This window comes from Ectopseudomonas guguanensis (genome assembly GCF_900104265.1).
GTDB classification, from domain to species: domain Bacteria; phylum Pseudomonadota; class Gammaproteobacteria; order Pseudomonadales; family Pseudomonadaceae; genus Aquipseudomonas; species Aquipseudomonas guguanensis.
Genome location: NZ_FNJJ01000002.1, coordinates 49370 through 74085, shown reverse-complemented (window position 1 = coordinate 74085; position 24716 = coordinate 49370). Strand labels below are relative to the sequence as shown.

General features: G+C 65.5%; 21 protein-coding genes. 4 read left to right on the top strand and 17 right to left on the bottom strand.

Annotation, left to right across the window (positions count from 1 at the left end):
- Positions 1–108: 108 nt before the first annotated feature.
- The 17 genes from BLS61_RS02855 to yaaA form a co-directional block, all read right to left on the bottom strand.
- On the bottom strand, positions 109–1269 hold the full coding sequence (locus tag BLS61_RS02855) for an AAA family ATPase (RefSeq protein WP_090427071.1): 1161 nt from the start codon (positions 1267–1269) through the stop codon (positions 109–111).
- 24 nt (positions 1270–1293) lie between these two features.
- On the bottom strand, positions 1294–1662 hold the full coding sequence (locus BLS61_RS02850; RefSeq protein ID WP_090427068.1) for a hypothetical protein: 369 nt from the start codon (positions 1660–1662) through the stop codon (positions 1294–1296).
- Positions 1659–2489: an SDR family oxidoreductase gene (locus tag BLS61_RS02845; RefSeq protein ID WP_090427066.1), complete on the bottom strand. Its 831-nt coding sequence runs from the start codon at positions 2487–2489 to the stop codon at positions 1659–1661. The genes BLS61_RS02850 and BLS61_RS02845 overlap by 4 nt, the downstream gene beginning before the upstream one ends.
- A 233-nt stretch (positions 2490–2722) precedes the next feature.
- On the bottom strand, positions 2723–3187 hold the full coding sequence (locus BLS61_RS02840) for a multidrug transporter (RefSeq protein WP_090427063.1): 465 nt from the start codon (positions 3185–3187) through the stop codon (positions 2723–2725).
- Positions 3188–3451: 264 nt separating this feature from the next.
- Entirely contained in the window at positions 3452–4888 is a 1437-nt protein-coding gene (locus tag BLS61_RS02835) for a mannose-1-phosphate guanylyltransferase/mannose-6-phosphate isomerase (RefSeq protein ID WP_090427060.1), read from the bottom strand.
- Positions 4889–4986: 98 nt separating this feature from the next.
- The gene (locus BLS61_RS02830) at positions 4987–5634 is read right to left on the bottom strand and encodes an alginate O-acetyltransferase AlgF (protein ID WP_090427057.1); all 648 of its coding nucleotides are present in this window, start codon (positions 5632–5634) and stop codon (positions 4987–4989) included.
- 25 nt (positions 5635–5659) lie between these two features.
- Positions 5660–6793: an alginate O-acetyltransferase gene (locus BLS61_RS02825; RefSeq protein WP_090427053.1), complete on the bottom strand. Its 1134-nt coding sequence runs from the start codon at positions 6791–6793 to the stop codon at positions 5660–5662.
- Between the two features lie 13 nt (positions 6794–6806).
- The gene (locus tag BLS61_RS02820; protein ID WP_090427050.1) at positions 6807–8258 is read right to left on the bottom strand and encodes an MBOAT family O-acyltransferase; all 1452 of its coding nucleotides are present in this window, start codon (positions 8256–8258) and stop codon (positions 6807–6809) included.
- A 225-nt stretch (positions 8259–8483) separates the two neighbouring features.
- On the bottom strand, positions 8484–9557 hold the full coding sequence (locus BLS61_RS02815; protein ID WP_090427047.1) for a mannuronate-specific alginate lyase: 1074 nt from the start codon (positions 9555–9557) through the stop codon (positions 8484–8486).
- Positions 9558–9567: 10 nt separating this feature from the next.
- Positions 9568–10998: an alginate O-acetyltransferase AlgX-related protein gene (locus BLS61_RS02810; RefSeq protein WP_090427044.1), complete on the bottom strand. Its 1431-nt coding sequence runs from the start codon at positions 10996–10998 to the stop codon at positions 9568–9570.
- A gap of 11 nt (positions 10999–11009) precedes the next feature.
- The gene (algG, locus tag BLS61_RS02805) at positions 11010–12545 is read right to left on the bottom strand and encodes a mannuronan 5-epimerase AlgG (protein ID WP_090427042.1); all 1536 of its coding nucleotides are present in this window, start codon (positions 12543–12545) and stop codon (positions 11010–11012) included.
- Between the two features lie 11 nt (positions 12546–12556).
- On the bottom strand, positions 12557–13996 hold the full coding sequence (locus BLS61_RS02800; RefSeq protein ID WP_090427039.1) for an alginate export family protein: 1440 nt from the start codon (positions 13994–13996) through the stop codon (positions 12557–12559).
- Positions 13997–14010: 14 nt separating this feature from the next.
- Positions 14011–15387, bottom strand: coding sequence for an alginate biosynthesis TPR repeat lipoprotein AlgK (gene algK, locus BLS61_RS02795; RefSeq protein ID WP_090427036.1), 1377 nt, complete (start codon positions 15385–15387; stop codon positions 14011–14013).
- Positions 15388–15399: 12 nt separating this feature from the next.
- Entirely contained in the window at positions 15400–16563 is a 1164-nt protein-coding gene (locus BLS61_RS02790) for an alginate biosynthesis protein Alg44 (protein ID WP_090427033.1), read from the bottom strand.
- A gap of 26 nt (positions 16564–16589) precedes the next feature.
- Positions 16590–18071 (bottom strand): glycosyltransferase family 2 protein, encoded by a 1482-nt coding sequence (locus BLS61_RS02785; protein ID WP_090427030.1) that lies wholly within the window; start codon positions 18069–18071, stop codon positions 16590–16592.
- A 50-nt stretch (positions 18072–18121) separates the two neighbouring features.
- A complete protein-coding gene (gene algD / locus BLS61_RS02780; RefSeq protein ID WP_090427027.1) occupies positions 18122–19432 on the bottom strand; it encodes a GDP-mannose 6-dehydrogenase in 1311 nt (436 codons plus the stop codon).
- Positions 19433–20135: 703 nt separating this feature from the next.
- A complete protein-coding gene (gene yaaA, locus BLS61_RS02775; RefSeq protein ID WP_090427024.1) occupies positions 20136–20915 on the bottom strand; it encodes a peroxide stress protein YaaA in 780 nt (259 codons plus the stop codon).
- Between the two features lie 495 nt (positions 20916–21410).
- Between yaaA and BLS61_RS02770 the strand changes: the two genes are divergently transcribed.
- From BLS61_RS02770 to moaE, 4 genes are all read left to right on the top strand, one after another.
- Positions 21411–22802, top strand: coding sequence for a PhoH family protein (locus tag BLS61_RS02770; protein ID WP_090427022.1), 1392 nt, complete (start codon positions 21411–21413; stop codon positions 22800–22802).
- A 257-nt stretch (positions 22803–23059) separates the two neighbouring features.
- Positions 23060–23536 (top strand): cyclic pyranopterin monophosphate synthase MoaC, encoded by a 477-nt coding sequence (gene moaC, locus BLS61_RS02765; RefSeq protein WP_090427019.1) that lies wholly within the window; start codon positions 23060–23062, stop codon positions 23534–23536.
- Entirely contained in the window at positions 23533–23775 is a 243-nt protein-coding gene (locus BLS61_RS02760; protein ID WP_003459467.1) for a MoaD/ThiS family protein, read from the top strand. The genes moaC and BLS61_RS02760 overlap by 4 nt, the downstream gene beginning before the upstream one ends.
- A 94-nt stretch (positions 23776–23869) precedes the next feature.
- On the top strand, positions 23870–24322 hold the full coding sequence (moaE, locus tag BLS61_RS02755; protein ID WP_090427017.1) for a molybdopterin synthase catalytic subunit MoaE: 453 nt from the start codon (positions 23870–23872) through the stop codon (positions 24320–24322).
- Positions 24323–24716 lie beyond the last annotated feature (394 nt).

The following is a 24716-nucleotide window of genomic DNA, read 5'->3' as shown; positions in this document are numbered from 1 at the left end:
GGGGTAGGGGGCGCTGTGCGCACCGCGCTCTTCCGGACCGTAGCGGATAGCGAGCAGAAGCCGGTGCGCGCGGCGCACCCTACGTGCGTCCGTATCAATCCACAGGTTTCAATCCGGCCAATGCCAGGGCGGCTCGTCCAGCATGCCCTGGCCGCGGATGCTGGTCTGGCCGAGCTGCTTGTCCAGTTCCAGTGTGTTGCACTGCGGGCTTTCCCTGAGCGTGGCGATCAGCCGGCTGGCGTGCGACACCACCCATACCTGGGTCTGCTTCGAGGCGGCCATGATCAGGCGGCCGAGTGCCGGCAGCAGGTCCGGGTGCAGGCTGGTTTCCGGTTCGTTGAGCACCATCAGTGACGGCGGCCGCGGCGTGAGCAATGCAGCCACCAGCAGCAGGTAGCGCAGGGTGCCGTCGGACAGTTCGGCGGCGCTCAGGGGGCGCAGCAAGCCTTCCTGGCGCAGCTCGACGGCAAAGCGTCCGCCGGCCTGGAAATCGATATGCAGGCGGCTGCCGGGAAAGGCGTCGTCGATGGCGACGTCCAGCGCGGCGCGGTCGCCGATCTCGCGGATGGTCTGCAGCGCCGCGGCCAGGTCGCGGCCATCGTGGTGCAGCACTGGCGTGCGTGTGCCCAGTTGCGGCTGGCGTGCCGGCGCTTCGGCATCGCTGCGAAAGTGATCGTAGAAGCGCCAGCGGCGGATGGTTTCGCGCAGCTGGAACACCTCCGGGCAGTTCGGATCGTTGCCGATCTGGTCGAACAGGCTGTCGTAGCTCGGCACGTGCTGGGCCAGCACCTGCCAGCTGCGGCCTTCGCGCAGGCGCACCAGCGGCCCGGCACGATCCACCAGCAGCGAGGCGGGGCGATAGCTGGCGCCGGCCCAGATGCACTCGCGCTTGATCTCCGGGTCGAGGGAAAAGGCCGAGTTGCTCGGCTCGGGCAGACCAAGGGAAATCGCATAGCCGAAATCCTCACCGGCAAAGCCCAGGCGCAGGCGCATGACGTTCTGCCGTGGGCCGCCCTGCACCGGCACCTCACCCTTGAGCATGCGCCGGGAAATCTTTTCCGGCCCGGCCCAGAAGCTCGATTCCAGCCCACCTTCGCGGGCCAGGGCGTTGACCACGCCGCCCTGGGCGGTTTCCGCCAGCAGGCGCAGGGCGCGGTAGAGATTGGACTTGCCGCTGCCGTTGGCGCCAGTGATCAGATTGAGCCGGCCCAGCGGCAGGATCAGGTTGTTGATCGAGCGGTAGTTGGCGACGGCGAGGGTATGCAGCACGGCGAAGTCATCCTGACGAAACGATCAGCGGCCATGGCGTGGCGACAATGCCAGCCAGGCCAGCACGGGGTAGCACAGGTAATGCAGGCTGAAGAGAAACAGGCCCATGGGGCTGGGCGTGTCCTGCAGGACCATCATGCCCAGCAAGCCCAGATAGAGCAGGCCGAGCATGCCGCCATAGAGCAGGGTGAGGCGCCAGCGTTCGGCGTTGCTCGGCGCGCGCCCGGTGCGCCAGTAAAACGCCAGCGCCAGGCAGGCGGCGATGGCGGCAGCGATCAGCAGGGTGGTGAACACGCCGCCCAGGCGCACGAAGGTGCGCAGCAGCAGGTTCAGTACGATGGCCGCGATTACCCCGGCAGCCGCGTAGTAGCGCAGTTGCACGTCCTGGCTCACAGGCTTTGCACCAGGCCGAAGCGTTTGCGCAGCACGCGCTCGAGTAGCGCCTTGGGCAGCAGCGTGGCGAGCAATGGCAGGGCGCGACTGCCGTTGCCCAGGCGTAGCAGGCGCGGGCGTTTGTCGCGCTGCACGGCGGCCAGCAGTTGCGTGGCGAAGTCGCTGGCCGGCGTCGGGTTGTCCTGCGAGGCATTGGCGCGGGCGCGGATGCCGTCGCGCAGCGGCCACCAGGGCGAGTCCTGGCGGATCAGCGCCTCGGCCTGCTGGCTGGCGTTGGCGCCGAAGCTGGAGGCGATGGCACCGGGCTGCACTTCCATCACCTCGATGGAGAAGGGCGCCAGCTCCATGCGCAGGGCATCGCTCAGGGCATGCACCGCGGCCTTGGAGGCGCAGTAGGCACCGGCGAAGGGCGTCACCAGCAAGGCGGATACGCTGCCGATATTCACCACCAGGCCGCGGCTGCGGCGCAGCAGCGGGAAGAAGGCACTGGTCACACCGACGATGGAGAACACGTTGGTTTCGAACTGCCTGCGCATGGCCTCCACGCCGCCATCGAGCAGCGGGCCCATGGCGCCGTAACCGGCGTTGTTGATCAGCACGTCGAGGCCGCCGAGCTCTTCGTTCAGGCGCGTGGCCAGTCGCTCCAGAGCTGCATTGTCGTTGACGTCCAGTTGCACGGCATGGAACCCGGCCTGTTCGAGCGCGGCCAGGTCGCTGTCCTTGCGCGCGGTGGCCCACACCGCGAAGCCGCCAGCCTTGAAGGCATCGGCCAGGGCGCGGCCGATGCCGCTGGAGCAACCGGTGATCAGAACGCTGGGTTGTGGCATGCGCGGGACTCCCTGAGACGCGAATGGGATTGCAGCTTAGCAGGCTTGGCTTGAAGTGATGGCGGACTGTTCGCCTGGGCTCCTGAGTCCGCCCTACGCGCTTGATCCCGTAGCCCGGATGCAATCCGGGAACAGTCACAGGCAGATGCCCCGGATTGCATCCGGGCTACGAAGCTGACCAGGCCGAGCGCACCGCCGTGTCGATTCAGCGGTGCGCACGGCGCACCCTACCATCAGCGGATGAACTTGCCCTGCAGACGCTCGGCGCGAAACTCCAGCGTGGCCGGGCGATAGCCGCTACGCAGGTCGGGCAGGGGCATGCAGTCGTTCCAGTTGGCGCCCGGCAGCAGTTCACCCGGGCCGCTGTAGCGTGGCGATTCGTACAGGCGCTGGGCCAGGTTGGTGGCATTGCCGGGGCGGTAGGCGGCGACTTCCCAGCGCAGCTCCAGCAGGGCGGCGTCGCTGCCGTTCTTCAGGTCGATGGCCAGCGGGCGGTCGGCGGGGCAGCGCTGCGGGTCGTAGCTCAGGCGCAGTTCGAGATGGGCGAGGTAGCGCTCGTCCTGGCTTTCCTGCCAGAGCACCCAGCTGGCGACCAGGCCGAGGCCGACTAGCGCGGCCATGGACACCGGTAGCGCCTTGGTCGGGTAGCGGATCAGCAGAATCAGCCAGGTGATGACGAGTACGATACCGAACAGCATGCGGGCAGCCCTTGTGGAAGTCTGCATTCATCCTACACAAGGTGTCAGTTGAGGGTAACCGCGTGGGCTGTCGCAGGGTGTGACAGCTTCCCTGGCGGGAAAGGGGAGGGGAAGGCAGAGCCTTCAATGGCGTGGGCGTATTCTGCCCTCTCCCGCAACCCCTCTCCCATGAATGGGAGAGGGGAGCTCACGGCGTGCGCCCCGGATGAACAAGGGCGTAGCCCGGATGCAATCCGGGGCTGGGCTCGGCCCTGATTGCATCGCTCAGTGGGCGGCGCCGGCGGCTACTGCATCGCTGCGGCCGTACACGTCTTCCAGGCGCTCGATATCGTCCTCGCCGAGGTAGGTGCCGGACTGCACCTCGATAATTTCCAGCGGGATCTTGCCCGGGTTGGCCAGGCGGTGCACCGAGGTCATCGGGATGTAGCAGGACTGGTTCTCGGTGAGCAGGAACTCTTTATCGTCGCAGGTCACCTTGGCCGTGCCGGACACCACGATCCAGTGCTCGGCGCGGTGGTGGTGCATCTGCAGGGAGAGCTGCGCGCCCGGCTTGACGGTGATGTGCTTGACCTGGAAACGGCCGCCCATGTCCACCGAGTCGTACGAGCCCCACGGGCGGTACACCTCGCAGTGGTTCTGGGTTTCGCAGCGGCCCTGCTCGTCGAGCTTGCTGACCAGCTTCTTGACGTCCTGCACACGGTCCTTGTGCGCCACCATCATGGCGTCCTTGGTTTCCACCACGACTATGTCGTCCAGGCCGAGCACCGAGACCAGCTTGCCGTTGCCGTGGATCAGGCAGTTGCGGCTGTCCTCGACCACCACGTCGCCCTTGGTGACGTTGCCGGCCTCGTCCTTGTCGTGCACTTCCCAGATCGACGACCAGCTGCCCACGTCGTTCCAGCCGGCGGCCAGCGGGACCACGCAGGCACGACTGGTCTTCTCCATCACGGCATAGTCGATGGAGTTGTCCGGGCAGCAGGCGAAGGTGGCCGGGTCGATGGCGATCTGCATGCCGTCGCGCTGGCTGCGCTCGAGGGCCAGCAGGCAGGTGTCGTAGATGTCCACGTCGTGGTGCTTGAGCTCCTCGAGGAAGCGACTGGCGCGGAACAGGAACATGCCGCTGTTCCAGTAGTAGTCGCCGCTCTTCACGTACTCGGTGGCGCGCTGGGCATCGGGCTTCTCGACGAAGTTGGCGACGCGGGCCACGCCATCGGGCAGGTTGCCGTCGACCTGGCCGCGGATATAGCCGTAGCCGGTTTCCGGGCGGTCGGCCGGTACGCCGAACAGCACCATCTCGCCCTTTTCGGCGGCCACGGTGGCCAGCGCGAGGGCCTGGCGGAACGCCTGCTGATCGTCCAGCACGTGATCGGCCGGCAGCACCAGCATCAGCTCGTCACGACCTTCGGCGAGCAGTTGCAGGGCGGCCATGGCCACAGCCGGGGCGGTGTTGCGACCGAAGGGTTCGAGCAGCAGCATCTGCGCCTGCTGGCCGATCTGCTCCAGCTGCTCGAGGACGATGAAGCGGTGCTCCTGGTTGGCCACCAGCACCGGCGGCTGCATGCCCTCGATGGAGAGGCGCTGCAGGGTCTGCTGGAACAGGGTTCGCTCGCCGGTCAGGGCGAGGAACTGCTTGGGATACAGCTTGCGCGAAAGAGGCCAGAGTCGGGAGCCGCTGCCACCGGAAAGGATGATGGGGGTCATGATGTGTCTCTCCTTAACGTTCATTTGCGAGATGGATGCCCGTGTCGTGTCGGTGCGGCGTGTGCCCGCCGTTTCCTTGTTCTAGAAGCTCAACTGCATCAACCGTCGATGGGGCGCTTGACCCACACCGGCGAAAACTTGCCCTGACCGCCAGTGACGAACAGGCTGACCACTTCGCCGCGTTCCAGCGTCACCGGTTTCAGATCGGCGACCTTGCGTTCACCGTCGAACAGCGCCAGGCCCACCTTGACCGGGTTGATCTCGCGATCGCCGCGGCCGTCCGGCTTCACGTCGGCGACCACCGCGGTCTTGCCGTCGGCGGTCTTCAGGCTGAGGGTGCTGTCGGTCAGGTTCTGCACGCGCAGCAGGGCCTTCTGCCGGCTGGTGAAGGGCGGCTCCTCGACCAGGCGCGGCTCGGCGCCGGTCTGGCTGACCAGGGTGTAGTAGTGCTCGGCCTCCAGCTGCACCGGCATCTGCGTGTTGCCGACCTGGGCCTGATAACTGCCGGCCGGCAGGAACTTGAAGTCGCTCGAAGCCAGCGGCGAGATCTGCTTGAGGTGGGTCTGGCCGACGCTGACATCGAGTTCGGTGCTGCTGGCGTTGTAGGCGCGAACGAAGGCCGAGCCCTTGGGCGCCTTGGGCCCGTAGAGGGCCGCGTCGTTGGCATGCGCCTGGAGCATGCCGAGGCCCAGGGCCAGGGCGCAGGCGCCAAGCGTGAAGCGGCGAAGGGTGGTTTGAGTGCTCATCGGTTGGTCCTCCTTGGGGGATGAATCAGTGGCTGGCAGCCGCCAGCCCCTGGCGCTCGCCGCTGTCTTTGAGGGCGGCGAGCCATTGCGGGTCGAAATCGGTGAAATCGCTGGTCATCGGCAGGTAGCGCTCGGGGAACTCCCAGATCACCAGCTGTGGCGGGTTGTTCTCGAAGTCCTCGCTCTGCAGGTACTTGAGCATGGGCACCAGCGGGCCGCCGCCTTCCTCGGCGTGGTTGGCCAGGTCGCGCTGCAGGTGCTCACGCAGGGCGCCGGCGAAGTTCCAGGCCGGGTTGGCGCTGTAGCTGGTGCCGACCAGCGTCACCGGCAGGTCGCGGTCGCCGAACAGGTCGTCGCTGTCCGCGTCGGCGGCGCGGGTTTCGCGCTGTTGCAGGCGGTCGGCCTGCGGCATCAGGCTGGCGAACAACGGCGCCAGCGGCAGGAAGCGGGTCAGGTCGCCTTCGTGCGCGCGGGTTTCCACGGTTTCGGTGACGAACTGCTGCGGCTCGCCGCGCAGCTGCATGGCGCTGCGCACCACCTCGCTCAGGGCGCGGGCAGTGACGTCGGCGCCGTCCGGGGTCCAGTGGGTGTCGGTACGCAGGAACATCGGCGCCTGGTTCTTGGCCGCCTGCAGCGGCTCGAGCAGGTCCGGTGCGGCGATCCCGGCGTTGCGCACCGCGCGGTGAAAGCGCGGGTACAGGCTGCGCTGCAGGGCGCTGGGGCGATGGCTGCCGGTGTGCTCCGGGTACAGGCGGGTCTTGGCCGGGACGATGGCCAGCAGCAGCTGGATGTCGCGTTCCTGCAACTGGCGCTGCACGCCGCGGATCAACGCCAGGTTGTCGCGCATCTGGCGCTGGCCGTCGGCCAGCGGGGCGAATTCCTCGTCCGAGTACAGCCAGCCGTCCTGGCCGATCACCAGGCCGCTGCGGCCTTCGCCGAACAGCAGGTATTCCACCGCCGCCCAGAGGTTGATGCCGGCCTGCTTGAGCGGGAAGTTCTCGTCGTAGTGACGCTCGATGCTCTTGGCCAGGCCGCCGTCGAGCACGCTCGGCTGTTCCGGCACGCGGTAGTCGGCGAGCCTGGTCAGGGCGAGCAGGCTGATCGGCAACAGCAGCAGGGCGAACAGCACGACGTACAGGGTCTTGATGGGGCGGGTCATGGTCGGCCTCCGCTCAGAACTGGAAGTAGAGGAAGGGGGAGTAGCTCTGCGCCGAGAGCTTGAGCAGCGACACGCAGAACAACAGCAGCAGGGCGCCACGCAGGGCCACCATGCGCAGGTCGATGGCCTGCAGGGCGACGCCGGCGCTGGCCAGGGTCAGCCCCGGCTCGTGGTGGCGGCTGGCGAGGAACTGGCGGGCGCCGTTGACGGCGATCACTACCCAGGCCAGCGCCAGGGTCGCCATCTGCAGCCCGGTGATGTGCGCCTGGGTCAGCTCGCTCAGGCGCCAGTCGCCGAAGGGCAGCAGGGCGGCGTACATGCGTCCGGCAACTTCCAGGTTCTCGGCGCGGAAGATCACCCAGCCGAGCATCACCAGCAGCAGGGTGAAGGCCCACTTCAAGAGGTTGAACGAGGTCGGCGCGGCCTTCACGCCGAGGGCGCGTTCGATGGCCAGCCAGGTGCCGTGCCAGGCGCCCCAGATCAGGAAGGTCCAGTTGGCGCCGTGCCAGAAACCGCCCAGCAGCATGGTCAGGAACAGGTTGCGGTAGGTGTTGAAGGTGCCGTGACGGTTGCCGCCCAGCGGCACGTACAGGTAGTCGCGCAGCCAGGTGGACAGACTGATGTGCCAGCGCCGCCAGAACTCGGTGATCGACTGGCTGATATAGGGCTGGTTGAAGTTCTCCATGAAGCGAAAGCCCATCATCAGGCCCAGGCCGATGGCCATGTCGCTGTAGCCGGAGAAGTCGAAGTACAGCTGCGCGGTGTAGGCGATCATGCCCAGCCAGGCGTCGCCGGTGCTGGGGTTTTCCAGGGCGAAGCAGTGGTCCACCAGCGGCGCCAGGCTGTCGGCGATGAACACCTTCTTGACGAAGCCCTGCATGAAGCGCGTGGCGCCTTCGCTGAACTTGTCCAGGCTGTGGGTGCGGTCGGTGAACTGGTCGGCCAGGTCCTTGTAGCGCAGCACGGGGCCGGCGATCAGCTGCGGGAACAGGGCGATGAAGGCGGCGAAGTTGATCAGGTTGTGCGTCGGCTCGGTATCGCGGCGGTACACGTCGATCAGGTAGCTGATGGACTGGAAGATGTAGAAGGAGATACCGATCGGCAGGATCACCGCCGTAAGGACGAAGGGCTCCATCCCCATCGATTCGAGCACGGCATTGATATTGGCCACGCCGAAGTTGGCGTACTTGAAATAGCCCAGCGTGGCCAGGTTGCCGATGACCCCGGCCACCACCCAGCGGCGCGCCGCCTGGGTACCGGCGTGGGCATGGATGCGCAGGCCGAAGACGTAGTTCCACAGCGTCACGGCGGCGAACAGCAGGAGGAAGTCCACCCGCCACCAGGCATAGAAGGTGTAGCTGCCGATCAGGATCAGCAGGTTGCGCCCGCGATTCGGGCACAGGTAGTACAGGCCGAGGAAGATCGGCAGGAACAGAAACAAAAAGACGTTGGATGAAAAGACCATCCGTGCTTCTCCGTGAGCAGCCGGGGCAGCGCCCCCTTTTCCCTCCGCGAACGGAGGTTTGTTTTGTGCCCTGCTGAGAGGGCGGTGGAGTAGGTTTTGCCCTCTCCCCCGACCCCTCTCCCACAAGTGGGAGAGGGGAGAAACAGTCCGGCGTGCAGGTTCTGGCCGAGGACCTCGATCAAGCTCCCTCTCCCGTTTACGGGAGAGGGTTGGGGAGAGGGTGCCTCAGCCGCCGCCGAATACCTGGGTCACCTCGCCACCGAGGCGGAAGCTGTTGAACGGCCCCTTCTCCTGGTTCAGTTCGCGGGTTTCCTCACTGCAGGCGTAAAGGCTGCAGTAGGGCGCCAGCCAGGCGTACTTGAAGTTCTTGCGCAGCTCGCCCATGTCCTGCTTGGCACCGGTGCGCTGGGCGAATGCGGCCGGGTCGCGTGCGCCTTGCAGCACCCGTTCGGCCAGGCGTTGCAGTGCGCCGTGGTTCTCGCCGCGCAGGTCGACTTCGTTGGCCTTGGCGAACGCGGCGATCATCGCCAGCGGCGGCAGGGCGTAGTTGTGGTAGGCCAGGGCGCGCTGGCTGCGGCGCATTTCGTTGGCCAGGTAGCCTTCGTCGTCGACCTGGTTGGCAGCGATGCGGAACTGGCCCACGGACCAGTCGAACAGGTCGCGACGATCACTGATCACCGCCACCGCCATGACCGACCAGGCGGCCCAGTAGCTGTGGTTGTTGATCTTCTTCAGCGGCAGATCGCTCCACTCGCGCACCGTGTGCTCGGCCAGGCGCACGAACCAGGCTTCGATGCGTGCGCTCTGCTGCGGGTAGTCGGCCAGCGGCTGCGATTCGGAGAACTTCAGGCGCAGCCAGGCGCCGGCCAGGCTGCCGAGGGCCCATTTGCGCATCGACTTGCCGGTGTGGTTGTACTGCTCGGACTCCAGCGCATTGGCGCTGGCCCAGCGGTCCAGCCACTGGATGGCGCATTCCAGGCGCTCGGGCTGGCCGGTGCGCATGTAGCCGGTGATCATCCGCCCGGCTTCCTTCTCCAGGCGGGTGATGTGGGCGGTCTGCTTGCGGAAGTTCTTCTCCGCCCTGCGGTTGAGCGTGGCGCGTGCGCTGTCGGAGCCCTCGTACTTGCTGGTGAACTGCAGCTCGCCGGTATAGGGCTGCGGCACCGCGGGGCAGACGGGCGCCTTGCCGTCGCGCTGGCCAACGGCGGCATAGTAGCCGGCCGGTGGTTTGAGCTCGGCGAAGGCCGGGGCGCTGAGCAGCAGGGCCATGAGGGTAAGGGGAGCGAGTCGTGTGAGCATGCTGGCCTCCTCAGTCGTGCGCGCGGTGCTGCGCGACCTGCTGACCCGGCCCGCTGGGGCGTTGGCACAGGCTGGCCTGGACCTTCAGGTCGTCGTCGCTGTCTTCGGGCTTCTCGATTTCCAGGGCGAAGAAATTCTGCTCGCCCCAGCCCGGCTCGTCGCGCAGCTCCACGGCGAAGCGCCCGTCTGTGTCGACCGTGTGCGGTTTTTCCAGCTTGAGCTGTTCGCGGCGACCGTTGAGGTACCAGATGGTGGCGTCGACGCGCTTGACCGACGGATCGCTGAAGCGCAGGTCGAGCTGGTGACGGTTACCGGCCAGGGTCAGCAGATTGTTCTCGCCATTGACCAGCACCTCGTTGCTGCCCGGGTGCAGCCGCGTTTCCTTGCTGAGCAGCTCGGTCTGGCCGCTGCAGCCGTTGTTCAGGGTGGCCATCAGCTGACGGTGGATCTTGTCCGAGGCCAGGTCGTAGAGCGGCGAGAATTCCCAGATGAGGATCTTCGGCGGGTCGTTCTGGAAGGCATCGCTGGCCAGGTACTCGAGCATCGCGCCCTCCAGGCCGCCACCGGGGAAGGCGGCGTTGAGGATGTCGGTGCCCAGGTACTCTTCGAGGAAACCGCCGAAGTTGTAGTTCTTGCCGCTGTGGCTGGTGCCGATCAGGGTGATCTGCGGGCTGCTGTCGTCGCCGAACAGGGCATCGCCATCGCTGGCATCCTTGGGCTCGGTGACGAACTGGTCGACGTACTGCACCGCATAGCCGGTGCCGCACAGCTGGCTGGCGACGTTTTGCATGGTGCCGGTCTTGCCCATCAGGCCGACGCGCTCGGTGACGAATTCCTTGCGCGGGATGTCCTCGAAGCCGGGGATGCGCTTGACCGTTTCGGCCACCAGGCGCGCGGTGCGCTCGGCGCCGTAGGGCGTCCAGTGCTGGTCGCGGCGGAAGTAGAACTCCTTGTCGGTGCTCTCATCGGTCAGCGGGGTCAGGTCCGGCACCCAGATGCCCAGCTGTTCGAAACGGGTCAGCGCCTGGCGATAGTTGCGCAGCGCCTTGTCGTAGTCGAAGCGCTGGTAGTCGGCCGGGCGCAGCTTGCTGCGGTTGACCAGGCCGCGGGTCGGTTGGTAGACCACCACCAGTTCCACGCCGCGCTGCTTGAGGCCATCGCGCAGTTCCTTGAGGCGCTGGTAGCCGACCTCGGTGGTGCCGAACTCGGTGCGCAGGTCTTCGACGCTGCGGAACAGCCAGCCCTCGTCGGCATCCATCAGGGTGATGAAGTTCTTCATGTAGTTGGTGGTGTACAGGCTGGCATCGTGCGCAGCCGGGCACAGCGAGCAGCACTCTTCCACCTGGTATTGCGGCGCCTGGCGCTCTTCGGCCTGCAACGCGCTGCCGAATGCGGCGCAAGTCACTGCCAGGGCCAGGGTCTTGAGTTTGAATGCAGTCATGGGAGGCCTCGTCAGTTGGTCATCGGCTCGGGCTCGATCGGATCGATCAGCACGGGCAGGCGCTGGCGCAGCATGAGGTCGAGGATTTCGTCCTGTTTCTCGCCGAGGATGCCGGCGAGCTGGATACCGGTGCTCTTGCTCGGAGCGAGCATCTTCACGCGGTACAGCTCGACCGACAGTGGCGAGTCGATGCTGATCGGGCTGGAGCCGTTGCCGGCCAGGGTGCCGCCGACGATGATCATCGACACCTTGGTGTCGAACGGGTCCAGCTTGAGGTCGCGGTCGGTGTCGGACAGATCCCTGATGTGGCCGTACACGCCGGTGAGCTGGTTCATCGCCGAGAGGTTTTCGTAGAGGCGGATGTTCTCGCTGTTGCGGATGCGGATGCCGTGGCGGCGGTTGCCCAGCACCTGATTGCCCCACAGCAGGTTGTCGCCGCTCTCGTACAGGGTGATGCCGTCGGAATGGTTGCCGTGCACGCGGTTGTAGGCGATCAGGTTGCGCTCGCTGTTACGGTCGATGACCACCCCGGAGAGCTTGTTGTCGTAGCTCTCGTTGTTGATGATCCAGCTGTCGTTGACCTCGCGCGAGATGATGATGCCGTGCTTCTTCTTGGTGCCGAAGACCTTGTTCTCGGCGATGATCAGGCCGTGCGAGCGGTCGTGCGGGTCGATGCCGTAGACGATGTTGTCGCGGTAGGTGTTGCCCTTGATCACCACGTTCTGCGCTTCGTAGCAGTAGAAGCCGTACCAGTGGTCGACGAACTCCGAATCGATCAGCCAGCCGGTCGGCTCCTCGCGCTTGAGGCGCGCGTGCATGTTCGGCGTGTACTGGGTGATCGACACCCCGTAGGACTTGGAATTGTCGTAGCCCAGACTGGTGATCACGCTGCTGGCGATGTACAGCTCGCTGCCGCCCCAGGACACCAGGAACGGGCGGAACTCCTTGCCGTCGTCGCGCATGGTCGCCGGGCCGTTGTCGGCCTCGCGCCATGCGGTGACGCGGGTGTCGGTGAGGAACATCAGGCCGTCGTTGACCAGGAACGAGCCGCGCTCCTGCGACAGGCGCAGCTCGCGGGTTTCCTTGCCGACGTGCAGCGCCGCGCCCTGGGCGACGACGATGGGCAGGCGGGCGATGTACACGCCCGGCTCCTGCTCCTGGAACTGGCTGTCGGGCAGCGCCTTGGCCAGGTCCTGGGCGGTGACCAGGCCACCTTCGATGAAGATCGCCTGGGGCATGCCCTGCTGGCGCTCGATCCATTCGCGCAGGCGCTCGTTGCCGCCGGTGAAGTCCTTCAGCGCGTCTTCGCGCAGCATGCGCCGCACCACCACCTGGCCGCGTTTTTCACGCGGAATCTTGGCCAGCACGGCCTCCTTGGTGTAGCCGGACAGGTCCGGCAGCTGGGGTGCTTCCATGTGCAGCTCGTCGGCCGGTGCGCTGCGCACGCGGTAGTCGAACTGGTGCTGCGTCGGGTTGGCCTGGGCCAGGGGCGCGGTGAGCCAAAGCGCACCGAGCAGCAGGGGTAGGGCTAAGCCGTTGGGTTGCATGGTCCGGTCCCTCAGAAGCGCCAGATGAAGTCGACGAAGGCGCGGTGCATCACCGAGTCGGTGCCGCTGCCGTAGGCGTCGCCCGGTCGGAACACGCCGGCACGCAGGCGCACCAGGGCCGAGCGGTCCTCCAGCCTTTCGGCGACGCTGGCCGGCAGCAGGCCCTGCTTGAAGTAGCGGGTCAGCACCAGATCGACTTCCTGGCCGATGTCTTTCTCGCCGGCCACCAGCGGTGCGGTGATGCCGCTGTCGCCGACGTCCTGATCGCCATCGACGCGCCAGAAGCGGTGATAGACGACGCTGGCGTCGTAGTCCTGGCCCAGTTGCCAGGAGCTGAACGCGCTGGCCACCTGCAGGTTGGAGAGTTCGCCGCGGAAGGCCTCGCCATAGCGGTGCAGGCGCGATTCGACGCCGGTGAAGTTGGCGCGGTTGCTCTGCAGGCCGGTCTGCATGAACTGGCGCGACTTGTCGTCGTCGCCACCGCCGCTGCCACGGGCATAGGCGGCGCCGATCTTCCAGTTGTCGTCGAGGCTGTAGCGCAGGCCCAGGTCCATGGCCCAGGCGTCGACGTCCTGGCTGCGCGAGTCGGTGGCGATGCGCTCGCTGCCAACCACTTGCTGTTGCAGCTGGTCGGTGTCGCCCTTGAGCCAGGTCAGCTGCGCCCAGTAGTTGAGGCGGTTGCGCGAGTTGCGCTCGAAGAAGCCGCCGTCAGCGTGCAGGCCGAGCCAGGTGAGGTCGCCGGTGTAGCGCTTGCTCAGCTCGTCGACACGCTCGCCGGCGTTCGGCAGGCTACCGTCATCGCGGCTGTGGTGCAGTTTGGCGCCGACGCGGTGGCCGGGCGTCCACTGGTAGTCGAGACCGGCGAAGAAGTGGCGGCGGTCCTCGTCTTCCGGCGCCAGGTCGTCGAGGTCGGTGCGGTACTCGGAGAAGCGCTCGGCGACGCCTACGGTGGCTTGTAGCAGGGTGGTGTCGAAGCGCCAGTTGACCGCTTCGATATTGGTGTCCCACCAGGTGCCCTCGTCGCTGCGCAGGCGCTGGCGGCCGAAACGCAGGTGCTCGCCGGGGTAGGCGGTGAGGCCGCTGTAATCGACCCAGAACTCGCGCATGGCCAGGTAGCTCTTGTCCGGCTGACGGGCGTCGCTGCGCTGGGCGCTGCTTTCGTCATCGCTTTGCAGCGGGTCGGTTTCGATGGTGTCGGTGGCGGTGACCGCCTGGCCCATGGCGAAGGCGCTCCAGGCGCCACGCTCGCCGTAGGCCCAGGGACGCAGGTCGAGACCGATGCCGCTGACGTCCCCGCCGCTGCGGGTGCCGAGGTCACGGTCGTCTTCCGATTGCGCGGTGATCTTCACATCCAGACCGAAGTTCTTCGGTGCATCCGCCGCCCAGGCGGCGCTCGCTGCCAGCAGGCTGGCACTGAGCCCCAGCTGACTAACGATACGATTTAGCTGCATGCGTGCATCCTTGTTCATTGCTGGCTGACCTGTAGGGCGGCCTGTTGCTGCAGGACGATGCCGCGGGCATCGCGCTCCTCGCGCAGCAGGCGCTGGCCCTCGGCCAGTTGTGCCGGGGTCAGGCTGGCTTCCACCTCGTGTGCCAGCTCGAAGGTCGGCGGCGTGTTGCGCGGCAGGGCCAGCTGGCTGAAGACATAGGCGTTGACCGGGTTGGGCTTGACCCCGCGGCCCTGGCTGAACATCTGCGCCAGGGCGAAGTCGGCGCTGAGCTGGCCGGCGCGCGCGGCGCTGAGCAGGTGGTCGAGCGCCTGCTGGGCGTAGACCTCGCCGAGGTAGCCGCGCAGGTAGATCTGCCCCAGGTAGTAGTTGGCGCTGGGCTCGCTGGGCGCCGCCTTGCGCAGGTGCTCCTCGGCCTTCTTCGGCTGCTGGGGCAGCAGCTTGCCTTCGTAGTACAGGCGCCCGAGCAGCAGTTCGGCGCGCGGCAGGGCCGCCTCGCGGCCCTTTTCCAGGTAGCCGAGCAGGGTCTCGATGTCGCCCTGTCCCGGATAGTCGTAGAGCAGGCGCGCGAGGCTGACCCAGGCGGCCGGGTAGTTCGGCGCGATGGCTTCCAGCAGGTCCTGGGCGAGCTGCGGTTGCGGCTGGCCCAGCTCGGGGTTGCTGAGCACTTGGGCCACGGACTCGACCTGGTTGGGCGAAACCTTGCCGGCGCGGTAGCCCGCCAGCAGCTGCTCGATCAGCGCCTGGCGGTCGTCTTCGCGATTCTGCTTCTGGTACACCGTGGCCAGCTCGGCGTAGCAGGCGTCGTTGCTGGCCAGGCGTGCCTGGCAGATGCGCTCGATCTCGGGCAGGTGCTGGTCGTAGGTGCCGTCGGTGCGGTACAGGAGAATCTGCGCCAGTTCTGCCTGCGGCAGGCCCTGCTGGCGCCAGTCTTGGATACGTTGCGCGAGGTTCATGGCGGGAAAGTCCTGTGGGTAGAACAGGTAGAGTTCGGTCAGCGGCAGCAGCGCGCTCGGCTCGCGGGCCTGGACGGCGCTTTCCAGCAGCTCGGCGGCCTCGCGGCGCTCGGCCAGGGTGCTGCCGGGCTTGCGCACCAGCAGCTTGCCCAGGCGTGCCTTGGCCCGCGGTGAGCCGTCTAGGGCCTGGCGATAGATGCGCTCGGCCTCGGCCAGATCCTGGCTCTGGCCGCCTGCCGCGTAGATGTCGGCGAGGCCGATCTGCGCGTCGCTGTAGCCCATCTCGGCGAGCTGGCGGAAATGCCATTCGGCGGTCTGCTGGTCGCCGCTCTGCAGGGCCTCGCGGGCCAGGCGCTGGTCCGGCAGGCCGGCACAACCGGCCAGCGCGGCGCTGACGGCGAGGCCGAGCAGGGCGGGGCGAAGAAGGGGCATGCTCACGGCGTGATCTCCTCAGCGACCTGCCGCGACGGAGCGATCGACCAGCCAGCTCAGCGACGGGCCGCGGTCGATGACCACGTCCACCGGCTGCCCGGCGAGGCTGGCCGGCAGGGTCTCCTCGGGCTTGATCACCACGCGGATGTCCGAGCTCAGGCCGCCGTCATGCAGGGCGCTGCTGACGATCTCGCCATGGCGCGCCTGGTCTTCGCCGGCCACCTTGAAGGTCACCGAGGTGCCGGGGCGTGCCTGCTCCAGGTGACGGTAGGGGAAGCTGGCGCTGACGGTGGCCACGCCGTCCTGCGGCACCAGTTCGAAGATCACGTCGCCCTTGCTGGCGAACTGGCCGTCGGCCACCAGCTGGCGGGCGATCTTGCAGTTGCACGGGCTGGTCAGGGTGCCCTGCATCTCGCGGGCGAACAGCGCTTCGATCTGGCTCGGCTCGAGCTGCTCGTCGCCCAGGTGACCCTTGAGCATCTCCAGCATGCTGGTGGTGAAGGTGGCGATCGGCGCACCCTTTTCCACGATGCCGTCAGGCTGCACCAGGGCCTGCACGCTGCCCTCGCGCGGCATGGTGACCTGCAGGGCGGGCAGGCTGATCTGTGCCGACTGCGCGTGGGTGACGAAGTACAGGCCGTAGATCGACTTGCCGATGTAGCCGAAGGCGGCCAGGCCGACGACGAAGATGGCGGCGCTGAAGGTCACCGCGCGCAGGCGGTCGAACATGCCCATGCCGCCGGCCGAACCGTTCTTGCGCGCCTTGGTGAAGTTGTCGCGCTGGAGGATGTGCAGCACTTCGCCGACGTTGACCAGCTCGCCGGCCAGGTGGGCGCTGATCAGGTGGCGCAGGGCGGCGGCTTCGCGTGCGCCGAGGCCGTGGAACTGGCAGCCGACGCGGTGGTGCTCCGGCTGTACCGAGTTGACCTGGAACTCGACGTCCAGGCCCAGCACCAGGCTGTCGAGCTGGAACTGCAGTTGGCCGCGATGGAAGTCCCCGACCTTGTGCGTGGTCTTGTCGTTGCTGAAGCTGAAGCCGCCGGCAGAGATATCCTGCAGGCGCGCGTCGATGCGCTCGCCCTTGGCATTGGTGAAACGCAGACGCCCCGGCAGCTTGACGCGGGCGTGCTGGCGCTGGGCCTCGGACTCATGGACGACGTTGTGATTGGCGACGGAGTTCATGGTGGCTAATTCCTATTCGAGTACGGTCACACCAGCGCCAGCAGCGCGGCGATGAAGACACAGGAGGCAGAGAAGGTCATGGCGCGCGACGACCAGCTGTTGAACCAGTTGGCGAAGCTGGACAGGCCGCGGTTGAGCTTGGTGTTCTGGCGCGTCCAGGATTGCTGGTCGAGGCGGAAGAACACGTAGATCTTCACCAGGGCGCCGACGATCTGGTTGTAATAGAGCAGCGCCGGGTAGGCCGGGCCGATGCGGTGCCCGGAGAGCATCAGCAGCAGCGTCAGGATCAGGCGCGTGCAGCCGATCCACAGGAGGTAGATCAGCAGGTACATCACGCTGTACTTGAGGCTGGCGATGATCGCCACGCACAGGCCCAGCAGGCAGGTCCACATCGACACGCGCTGGTCGAACAGCACCAGGGTGGTGAAGCCGCCGAGGCGACCGAAGCCCAGGCGCAGGGCCCGTGAGTTCTGCCGCAGGTTGTTGCCGTACCAGCGGAACATCAGCTTGCGGCTGGCCTTGATGAAGCTCTTCTCCGGCGGATGCTCGACCGTGTTGATCGCCGCATCGGGCACGTAGAAGGTGTCGTAGCCCAGGCGCATCAGGCTGTACCAGCTGGACTTGTCGTCACCGGTGAGGAACTGGAAGCGGCCCAGGCGCCAGTGCTCCAGGTGGTCGCTTTCCACGTCACGGATGAACTCGGGGTCGGTCACCACGCTGGCGCGGAACACCGACATGCGCCCGGTCATGGTCAGCACGCGCTTGGAGAGTGCCATCGAGCACATGTTGAGGTGGCGCTGGGCGAAGCGCAGCTTGTGCCACTCGCTCATCAGGTAGCTGCCGCGTACCTCGCAGAACTCGTTGGTGGTCAGCCCGCCGACGTTGGGGAAGAGCTTGAACCAGGGCACGCTCTTGCGTACCACACCCGGCTCGAGCACGGTGTCGCCGTCGATGACCGCCACCACCGCATCGCGGTCCGGCATCTGCCGGGAGATGGCGCGGAAACCGTGGGCCAGGCCATCACGCTTGCCGGTGCCGGGGATGCGCACGATGTCCAGGGTGACATGCGCCGGCGGCTGGGCCTGGGCCCAGAGGTTCTTGATCAGCAGCTCGTCGGAGAGCTCGACGATCGAGCACACCACGGTGCAGGGATAGCCGCAGTCGATGGCTTCGCGAATCACCGAGCGATAGACCATGGCGGTGGTCAGCGCCTCGATGCGAAAGCTGGTGACCAGCAGGAACACATGAGAGGGGTCGGCGTCCTTGCCGAGTTTGGTCACCTTGCGGCGATACCAGGGGTAGACCAGATAGAGGAACAGGCAGCCACGCACGAAATGCATGGCGCCCATGGAATAACGCCAGATGCCGACGATGCCGATCAGCAGCAGGAAGTGCCGCGATTCCGGGTCGAATACCGAGCGCGGCAGCGCCAGTGCCAGGAGCATCAGCAGGCTCAGATAGAGCATCCAGCCGCTGGCTTGGTTGAGGCCGTTCTTGAGCTTGTCCATACGCGTCTCCGGGTACCTGCACGCGCGGGGCGTGCAGGTACGTCGGGTCCTTACCAGCAGATGCCTTCGGCCACGCCGTTGCTGGCGTGGGGCATGAAACCGACCAGGTCGATCACCCGCTTGCCGCTCGGCGCCTGCTCGGCCAGCTTGGCGAAGCGCTCGTCGCTGTTGCCCAGGACGATGATGTCGGCCTTGGCTACCACATCATCCAGGTCGCTGTTGAGCAGCGAGGAGACGTGCGGGATCTTCGACTCGATGTAGTCCTTGTTGGCGCCGTGCACGCGGGCGTACTCGACGTTGCGGTCGTAGATGCTCAGGTCGAAACCCTTGCCGATCAGCATCTCGGCCAGTTCCACCTGCGGGCTTTCACGCAGGTCATCGGTGCCGGCCTTGAAGCTCAGGCCGAGCAGGGCGACCTTGCGCGACTCGTGACTGGCGATGATGTCGAAGGCCTTCTGCACCTGGGCGGCGTTGCTGCGCATCAGCGAACCGATCAGCGGCGCTTCCACGTCCAGGCTGTTGGCGCGGTAGTTCAGCGCGCGCACGTCCTTGGGCAGGCAGGAGCCGCCGAAGGCGAAGCCGGGCTTCATGTAGTACTTGGACAGGTTCAGCTTGTGATCCTGGCAGACCACGTCCATCACCTCGCGACCGTCGACGCCGACCGCCTTGGCGATGTTGCCGATCTCGTTGGCGAAGGTGACCTTGGCCGCGTGCCAGACGTTGCAGGTGTACTTGATCATCTCGGCGACTTCGATGTCCTTGCGGATGATCGGCGCGTCCAGTTCGCTGTAGATGCTTTCCAGCAGGTCGCCGGAGGCCTTGTCCAGCTCACCGATGACGGTCATCGGCGGGAAGTCGTAGTCCTTGATCGCGGTGCTCTCGCGGAGGAATTCGGGGTTTACCGCCAGGCCGAAATCGACGCCGGCCTTCTTGCCCGAGCAGTCCTCGAGGATCGGCAGCACCACGTTCTTGGCCGTGCCCGGCAGCACGGTGCTGCGTACCACCACGGTGTGGCGCTCGTTCTTGTCGCGCATGGCCATGCCGATTTCGCGGCACACGCCTTCGATGTAGTTCAGTTCTAGGTCGCCGTTCTTCTTGCTCGGCGTACCGACGCAGATGAACGACACATCGCTCTCCAGAACGGCAGCAGCGACGTCGGTGGTGCCACGCAGGCGACCCTGACGCAGGCCCTGTTGCAGCAGTTCTTCCAGGCCCGGCTCGACGATGGGCGATTTGCCGTTGTTGATCAGGTCGATCTTGTTCGCGGAGATGTCCACGCCAATCACGTCGTGCCCCCGTGCCGACAAACAGCCGGCACAAACGGCACCTACATAACCCAAACCGAAGATACTGATTCGCATGGTATTCACCTCGTCCGTTCGATGCAGTTTCAAATACTGGCCTTTTGGCCAAAACTAGTCCGTGAACTTGCTTTATGCGGGTAGGCAAGTTCATTCAGGCATAAGTAGAAGGTGACGCCGGAATATGGCGCCAAGTGTGGGCCTTTATAGGGAAGTGGCCCTTCGATGTTGTCGCTGTGCCTAGCTTGAGGCCTCTGTTTCGGTGCTTTGCCGGGTGTCGCTGGTCTCCCTCTGAACTACATGAACTTTTCTCGAGGTGAAGTTGTCCGGCGAAAGTTAATTCGCTACCGAGCAGTTTCAGTCGTTGAAAAGTTGTGTATTGAAATCGGCTACGGGCTGTATGAGTAGTGGCTCTTTCGGATAGTTCCTACCGTTCGTCCTGAAGCTGAACTGAAGCTGAATGGTCAAGTTGATCGCAAGATGATGGCAACTTGCAAAATGCACGATGGCACATTGCAAGTTAGCGATTGCGAAACTATCGGATAACTAAGTAGCACAATAAGTTCTGTAGAAACTGCCGTTACGCTTAAACTGTGATGCCAAACAGGTTTTTGAGAATCAAACGCAACGGCGAAGGAATTTTTGCCAGGCGAAGCGCTCTGGCGCGGGCAGGCGGGAGGTGTAGGCGGGGGCTCGCGGCGGCGCAGCGAGCAAACCCATGCGGCATCCGATGAACGGTGCATGGGTTTGGCGGGTTGGGCGATCAGTCCTGCGGCTGGTCGCGCAGGAAAACCAGGCTGTCTGCCTTGGAATGTTCGGCCGAATAACGGTAGCCCTGGTAGTTGAAGTCCTTCAGGCCCTCGGGGTTGGTCAGGCGCTCCTTGATCACGTAGCGCGCCATCAGGCCGCGAGCCTTCTTGGCATAGAAGCTGATGATCTTGTACTGGCCGTTCTTCAGGTCCTTGAACTCGGTGTCGATGATGCGGGCGTTCAGGGCCTTGCGCTTGACCGCGCCGAAGTACTCGTTGGAAGCCAGGTTGAGTAGCACGTCATCGCCCTGGGCGGCCAGCGCTTCGTTGAGCCAGCCGCTGATGCGCTCGCCCCAGAAGGCGTACAGATCCTTGCCGCGGCCGTTGGCCAGCTTGGTGCCCATCTCCAGGCGATAGGCCTGCATCAGATCCAGCGGGCGCAGTACGCCATAAAGGCCTGAGAGCATGCGCAGGTGTGTCTGGGCGAAATCGAAGTCGTCTTCGGAGAAGTCCTCGGCATTCAGTCCGGTATAGACGTCCCCCTTGAACGCCAGCAGCGCCTGCTTGGCGTTGGACGGGTTGAACGGCCGCTGCCAGCTGCCGAAGCGTGCGGCGTTGAGGCCGGCGAGCTTGTCCGACAGGCCCATCAGCTCGGCGATCTGCGCCGGCGTGAAATCGCGCAGCTGCGCGATCAGCTCCTGGGCGTGGTCGAGGTGTTCGGGTTGGGTGAAGCGCGGGGTGGCGGGCGGGGTCTCGTAGTCGAGCGTCTTGGCCGGTGAAATCACCATCAGCATGTGCAAGGTCTCCAGAAAGCGTGACGGCGATTCTAGAGGCCGGGGATCGGCAAGACCACCTATCGGGGTGATTGAGAGGAACCGAGGCGCTGCTGTTATAGGAGCGAGCTCTGCTCGCGAAGCGGTTGCCAGCAATGAGCAGGGGCGAAGCGTTACCTGCACCTGATTGGCGCGACGTGCTGCAAGTGGGGGCGGGCAAGCGAAGCGGATTGGCGCGGGTAGGACTTCGGACTGTAACGGGCAGCCGGCGACACGCCAAGCGTTATCTGTCGCCCGTGCAAATAAACCTGCATGCCGAGAAAAAAACGTTTTTCTGTCATGTGAATTGGAGTAATAAAAAAGCAAGACCGCCGAAACCTGCAGACAGGTGGCGGCCATTGGCCCTCACCTTGCTTGCCACCTTTCGGCCCCGATCTGAAAAATCGGCGGTCTCTGTCCGGCGCAGCACCGCCCCTGGTATTGCGTCGCCTGGCTACTACAAGAAGGTGACCGAGTATGGATGACCACGGACGCTCCAAGCCCACCGCTCCAACCCTCTACGCCCTCGACACCAACGTCCTGATTCACGATCCCAACGCCTTGCTCAACTTCGAAGAACACCACGTCGCCATCCCGATGACGGTGTTGGAGGAACTCGACAAACTGAAATCCGGCAAGCATGGCGTCGCCGCCGAATGTCGCCAGGCCATCCGCCTGATCGATCAGATTCTCGCCGGTGCCGAACCCGAAGACGTGGAACTCGGCGTCCCCATCCAGCGTGGCAAGAGCGGCCCCTGCGGGCGTCTGTCCATCCTCATGAGCAAGCGCGCCGCCCCTGTCACCTGGCTGCCCGAGGACCTCAACGACAACAAGATCATCAACCAGCTGGTGGAGCTGAAAACCCGCAATCCCGGTCTGTCCGTGGTGCTGGTGACCAAGGACATCAACATGCGCCTGAAGGCGCGCGCCTGCGGTATCGACGCCGAGGACTACCACACCGACCAACTGGTCGACGACGTCTCGCTGCTGTCGAAGGGCTACCACGACCTGCCCGGCTCGTTCTGGGATCGCGTGAGCAAGGTCGATACCCGTCAGGACCACGGTCGTACCTGGCATCGCGTGCAGCTCACCGACAACCTGCCGGCGGTGCACATCAACGAGTTCATCCTCGATGAGCAGGGCTTCGTCGGCTGGATCAAGGCCATCAAGGGCGACGAGCTGGTGATCCTCGACATGCACCAGGAGCCGCTGCTGCATCAGGAAGCCTGGGGCCTGAAACCGCGTGACATCCACCAGGCGCTGGCGCTGTTCGCGTTGCTCGACCCGGACATCCACCTGGTCAACCTGTCCGGCGCTGCTGGCTCCGGCAAGACCATCCTGGCGCTGGCCGCGGCCATCGAGCAGACCATGGTCAGCAAGCGCTACCGGCGCATCATCGCCACCCGCAGCGTGCAGGGGCTGGATCAGGAGATCGGCTTCCTGCCCGGCACCGAGGCGGAGAAGATGGAGCCCTGGCTCGGCGCAATCACCGACAACCTCGAGGCGCTGCACATGGAGGACGAGAGCACCCACGGCAGCGTCGACTACATCCTGCAGAAGGTGCCGCTGCAGTTCAAATCCCTCAACTACATCCGCGGGCGCAGCTTCCAGCAGAGCCTGATCCTCATCGACGAGTGTCAGAACCTCACCCCGCACCAGATGAAAACCATCATCACCCGTGCCGGCAGCGGCTCGAAGGTGGTCTGTCTGGGCAACCTGGCGCAGATCGACACCCCCTACCTGTCAGCGCCCAGCTCGGGCCTGACCTACCTCACCGAACGCTTCAAGGACTTCCCCCACGGCGTTCATATCACCCTGCAAGGCGTACCGCGCTCGATCCTGGCGGAATACGCCGAAAGCCACATGTAACCCTCGGGCTGTGAAAACACCCGCGCCCCTGCTCGCAAGAGCCGGGGCGTTTTTGTCGGTATGCGCCGCGTTCTGTGGGAGCGGCTTCAGCCGCGATGATCGCGGATAAATCCGCTCCTATAGTTATGTCGCCGGATGCAGTCAGTAGCCCGGATGAAATCCGGGGATGTTTGCCGCCCTGGCCCCGGATTTCATCCGGGCTACGAAATCCTGACCTGCAGGTTTACAATCGACCGATTCCCGCCAGGAGCTGTCCCGTGCTGACCCACCTCGATTCCCAAGGCCGCGCGCATATGGTCGACGTCACCGACAAGGCGACCACCTTCCGCGAGGCCACCGCCGAAGCGCGCGTGCGCATGCTCCCCGCCACCCTGCAGATGATCGTCGCCGGCGAGCACCCCAAGGGCGACGTGTTCGCCGTGGCGCGCATCGCCGGCATCCAGGCGGCGAAGAAAACCAGCGATCTGATCCCCCTGTGCCACCCGCTGATGCTCACTGGCGTCAAGGTCGAGCTGAGCGCCGACGGCGATGACTGCGTGCATATCACCGCGCGTTGCAAACTGTCCGGGCAAACCGGTGTCGAGATGGAGGCACTGACTGCCGCCAGTGTCGCCGCGCTGACCCTCTATGACATGTGCAAGGCCGTGGATCGCGGCATGGTCATCGAGCAGGTGCGCCTGCTGGAGAAGCTCGGCGGCAAGAGCGGTCACTACAAGCTGGAGGAGCAAGCATGATCCGCGTGCAGTATTTCGCCCGCTACCGCGAAGCCCTGGGCCGTGACGACGAACAACTCAGCGGCGACTTCGCCACCCTCGACGACCTGCGTTTGCATCTGGTCGCCCGTGGCGGCGAATGGGAAGTGCTGGGCGAGCAGAACCTGATGTGCGCGCGCAATCAGGAACTGTGCAGCCTCGACGAGCCGCTGGCCGAAGGCGACGAAGTGGCCTTCTTCCCCACCGTCACCGGCGGCTGATATCCAGCCGTAGGATGGGCGTAGGGTGGGCTTCAGCCCACCATCAACCCACCAACCGACTCTGAAAACGCCCCATCAAACGAGACACCACCGCATGACCATCCGCGTCCAGCCCCAGCCCTTCGACCCCGGCACCGAGCTCAACGCCCTGCATGCCGCCAACCTCGGTATCGGTGCGGTGGTCACCTTCGTCGGCTACGTGCGTGACTTCAACGACGGCCGCGAAGTCGGCGGCATGTTTCTCGAACACTTCCCCGGCATGACCGAGAAGGCCCTGGCCAAGATCGCCGATGAGGCGCGCGAGCGCTGGCCGCTACTGGGCATCGAGATCATCCACCGCATCGGCCGCCTGGAGCCGGGCGAGCCCATCGTCTTCGTCGGCACCAGCAGCGCCCACCGCCAGGCGGCGTTCGACGCCTGCAACTTCATCATGGATTACCTGAAGACCCGCGCGCCGTTCTGGAAGAAGGAAGACACCGCCGAAGGCCCGCGCTGGGTCGAAGGCCGCTGCAGCGACCAGAGCGCCGCCGAGCGCTGGAAACGGTAGGGCGTCGTCGACCTTCCGCGAACCACGACGCCCCGGTGCGCATGGCGCACCCTACGATGTGCATGCAACCACGCGACCGTAGGATGCGCCGCGCGCACCAGCTTTGCGCAGCGCCGCGCCGAATGAATCGCGACACCCTCAATATCGCCCGGTGCGCATGGCGCGCCCTACGATGTGCATGCAACCACGCGACCGTAGGGTGCGCCGCGCGCACCGGCTTTGCACAACGCCGCGCCCGAACGAATCGCGACACCCTCAATATCGCTTGGTGCGCATGGCGCACCCTACGATGCGGCGTTCAACCACGCGACCCGTAGGGTGCGCCGCGCGCACCAGCTTTGCGCAGCGCCGCGCCGAATGAATCGCGACACCCTCACTATCGCCCGGTGCGCAT

Bases quoted from the DNA above. Each gene is read 5' to 3' on its own strand.
- BLS61_RS02810 (WP_090427044.1), bottom strand. From the start codon at position 10,998: ATGACTGCATTCAAACTCAAGACCCTGGCCCTGGCAGTGACTTGCGCC.
- BLS61_RS02785 (WP_090427030.1), bottom strand. From the start codon at position 18,071: ATGGACAAGCTCAAGAACGGCCTCAACCAAGCCAGCGGCTGGATGCTC.
- algG (WP_090427042.1), bottom strand. From the start codon at position 12,545: ATGCAACCCAACGGCTTAGCCCTACCCCTGCTGCTCGGTGCGCTTTGG.
- BLS61_RS02835 (WP_090427060.1), bottom strand. From the start codon at position 4,888: ATGACCCCCATCATCCTTTCCGGTGGCAGCGGCTCCCGACTCTGGCCT.
- BLS61_RS02790 (WP_090427033.1), bottom strand. From the start codon at position 16,563: ATGAACTCCGTCGCCAATCACAACGTCGTCCATGAGTCCGAGGCCCAG.
- yaaA (WP_090427024.1), bottom strand. From the start codon at position 20,915: ATGCTGATGGTGATTTCACCGGCCAAGACGCTCGACTACGAGACCCCG.
- BLS61_RS02830 (WP_090427057.1), bottom strand. From the start codon at position 5,634: ATGAGCACTCAAACCACCCTTCGCCGCTTCACGCTTGGCGCCTGCGCC.
- BLS61_RS02840 (WP_090427063.1), bottom strand. From the start codon at position 3,187: ATGCTGTTCGGTATCGTACTCGTCATCACCTGGCTGATTCTGCTGATC.
- BLS61_RS02815 (WP_090427047.1), bottom strand. From the start codon at position 9,557: ATGCTCACACGACTCGCTCCCCTTACCCTCATGGCCCTGCTGCTCAGC.
- BLS61_RS02820 (WP_090427050.1), bottom strand. From the start codon at position 8,258: ATGGTCTTTTCATCCAACGTCTTTTTGTTTCTGTTCCTGCCGATCTTC.
- BLS61_RS02770 (WP_090427022.1), top strand. From the start codon at position 21,411: ATGGATGACCACGGACGCTCCAAGCCCACCGCTCCAACCCTCTACGCC.
- BLS61_RS02845 (WP_090427066.1), bottom strand. From the start codon at position 2,489: ATGCCACAACCCAGCGTTCTGATCACCGGTTGCTCCAGCGGCATCGGC.
- BLS61_RS02800 (WP_090427039.1), bottom strand. From the start codon at position 13,996: ATGCAGCTAAATCGTATCGTTAGTCAGCTGGGGCTCAGTGCCAGCCTG.
- BLS61_RS02825 (WP_090427053.1), bottom strand. From the start codon at position 6,793: ATGACCCGCCCCATCAAGACCCTGTACGTCGTGCTGTTCGCCCTGCTG.
- algD (WP_090427027.1), bottom strand. From the start codon at position 19,432: ATGCGAATCAGTATCTTCGGTTTGGGTTATGTAGGTGCCGTTTGTGCC.
- moaE (WP_090427017.1), top strand. From the start codon at position 23,870: ATGACCATCCGCGTCCAGCCCCAGCCCTTCGACCCCGGCACCGAGCTC.
- BLS61_RS02760 (WP_003459467.1), top strand. From the start codon at position 23,533: ATGATCCGCGTGCAGTATTTCGCCCGCTACCGCGAAGCCCTGGGCCGT.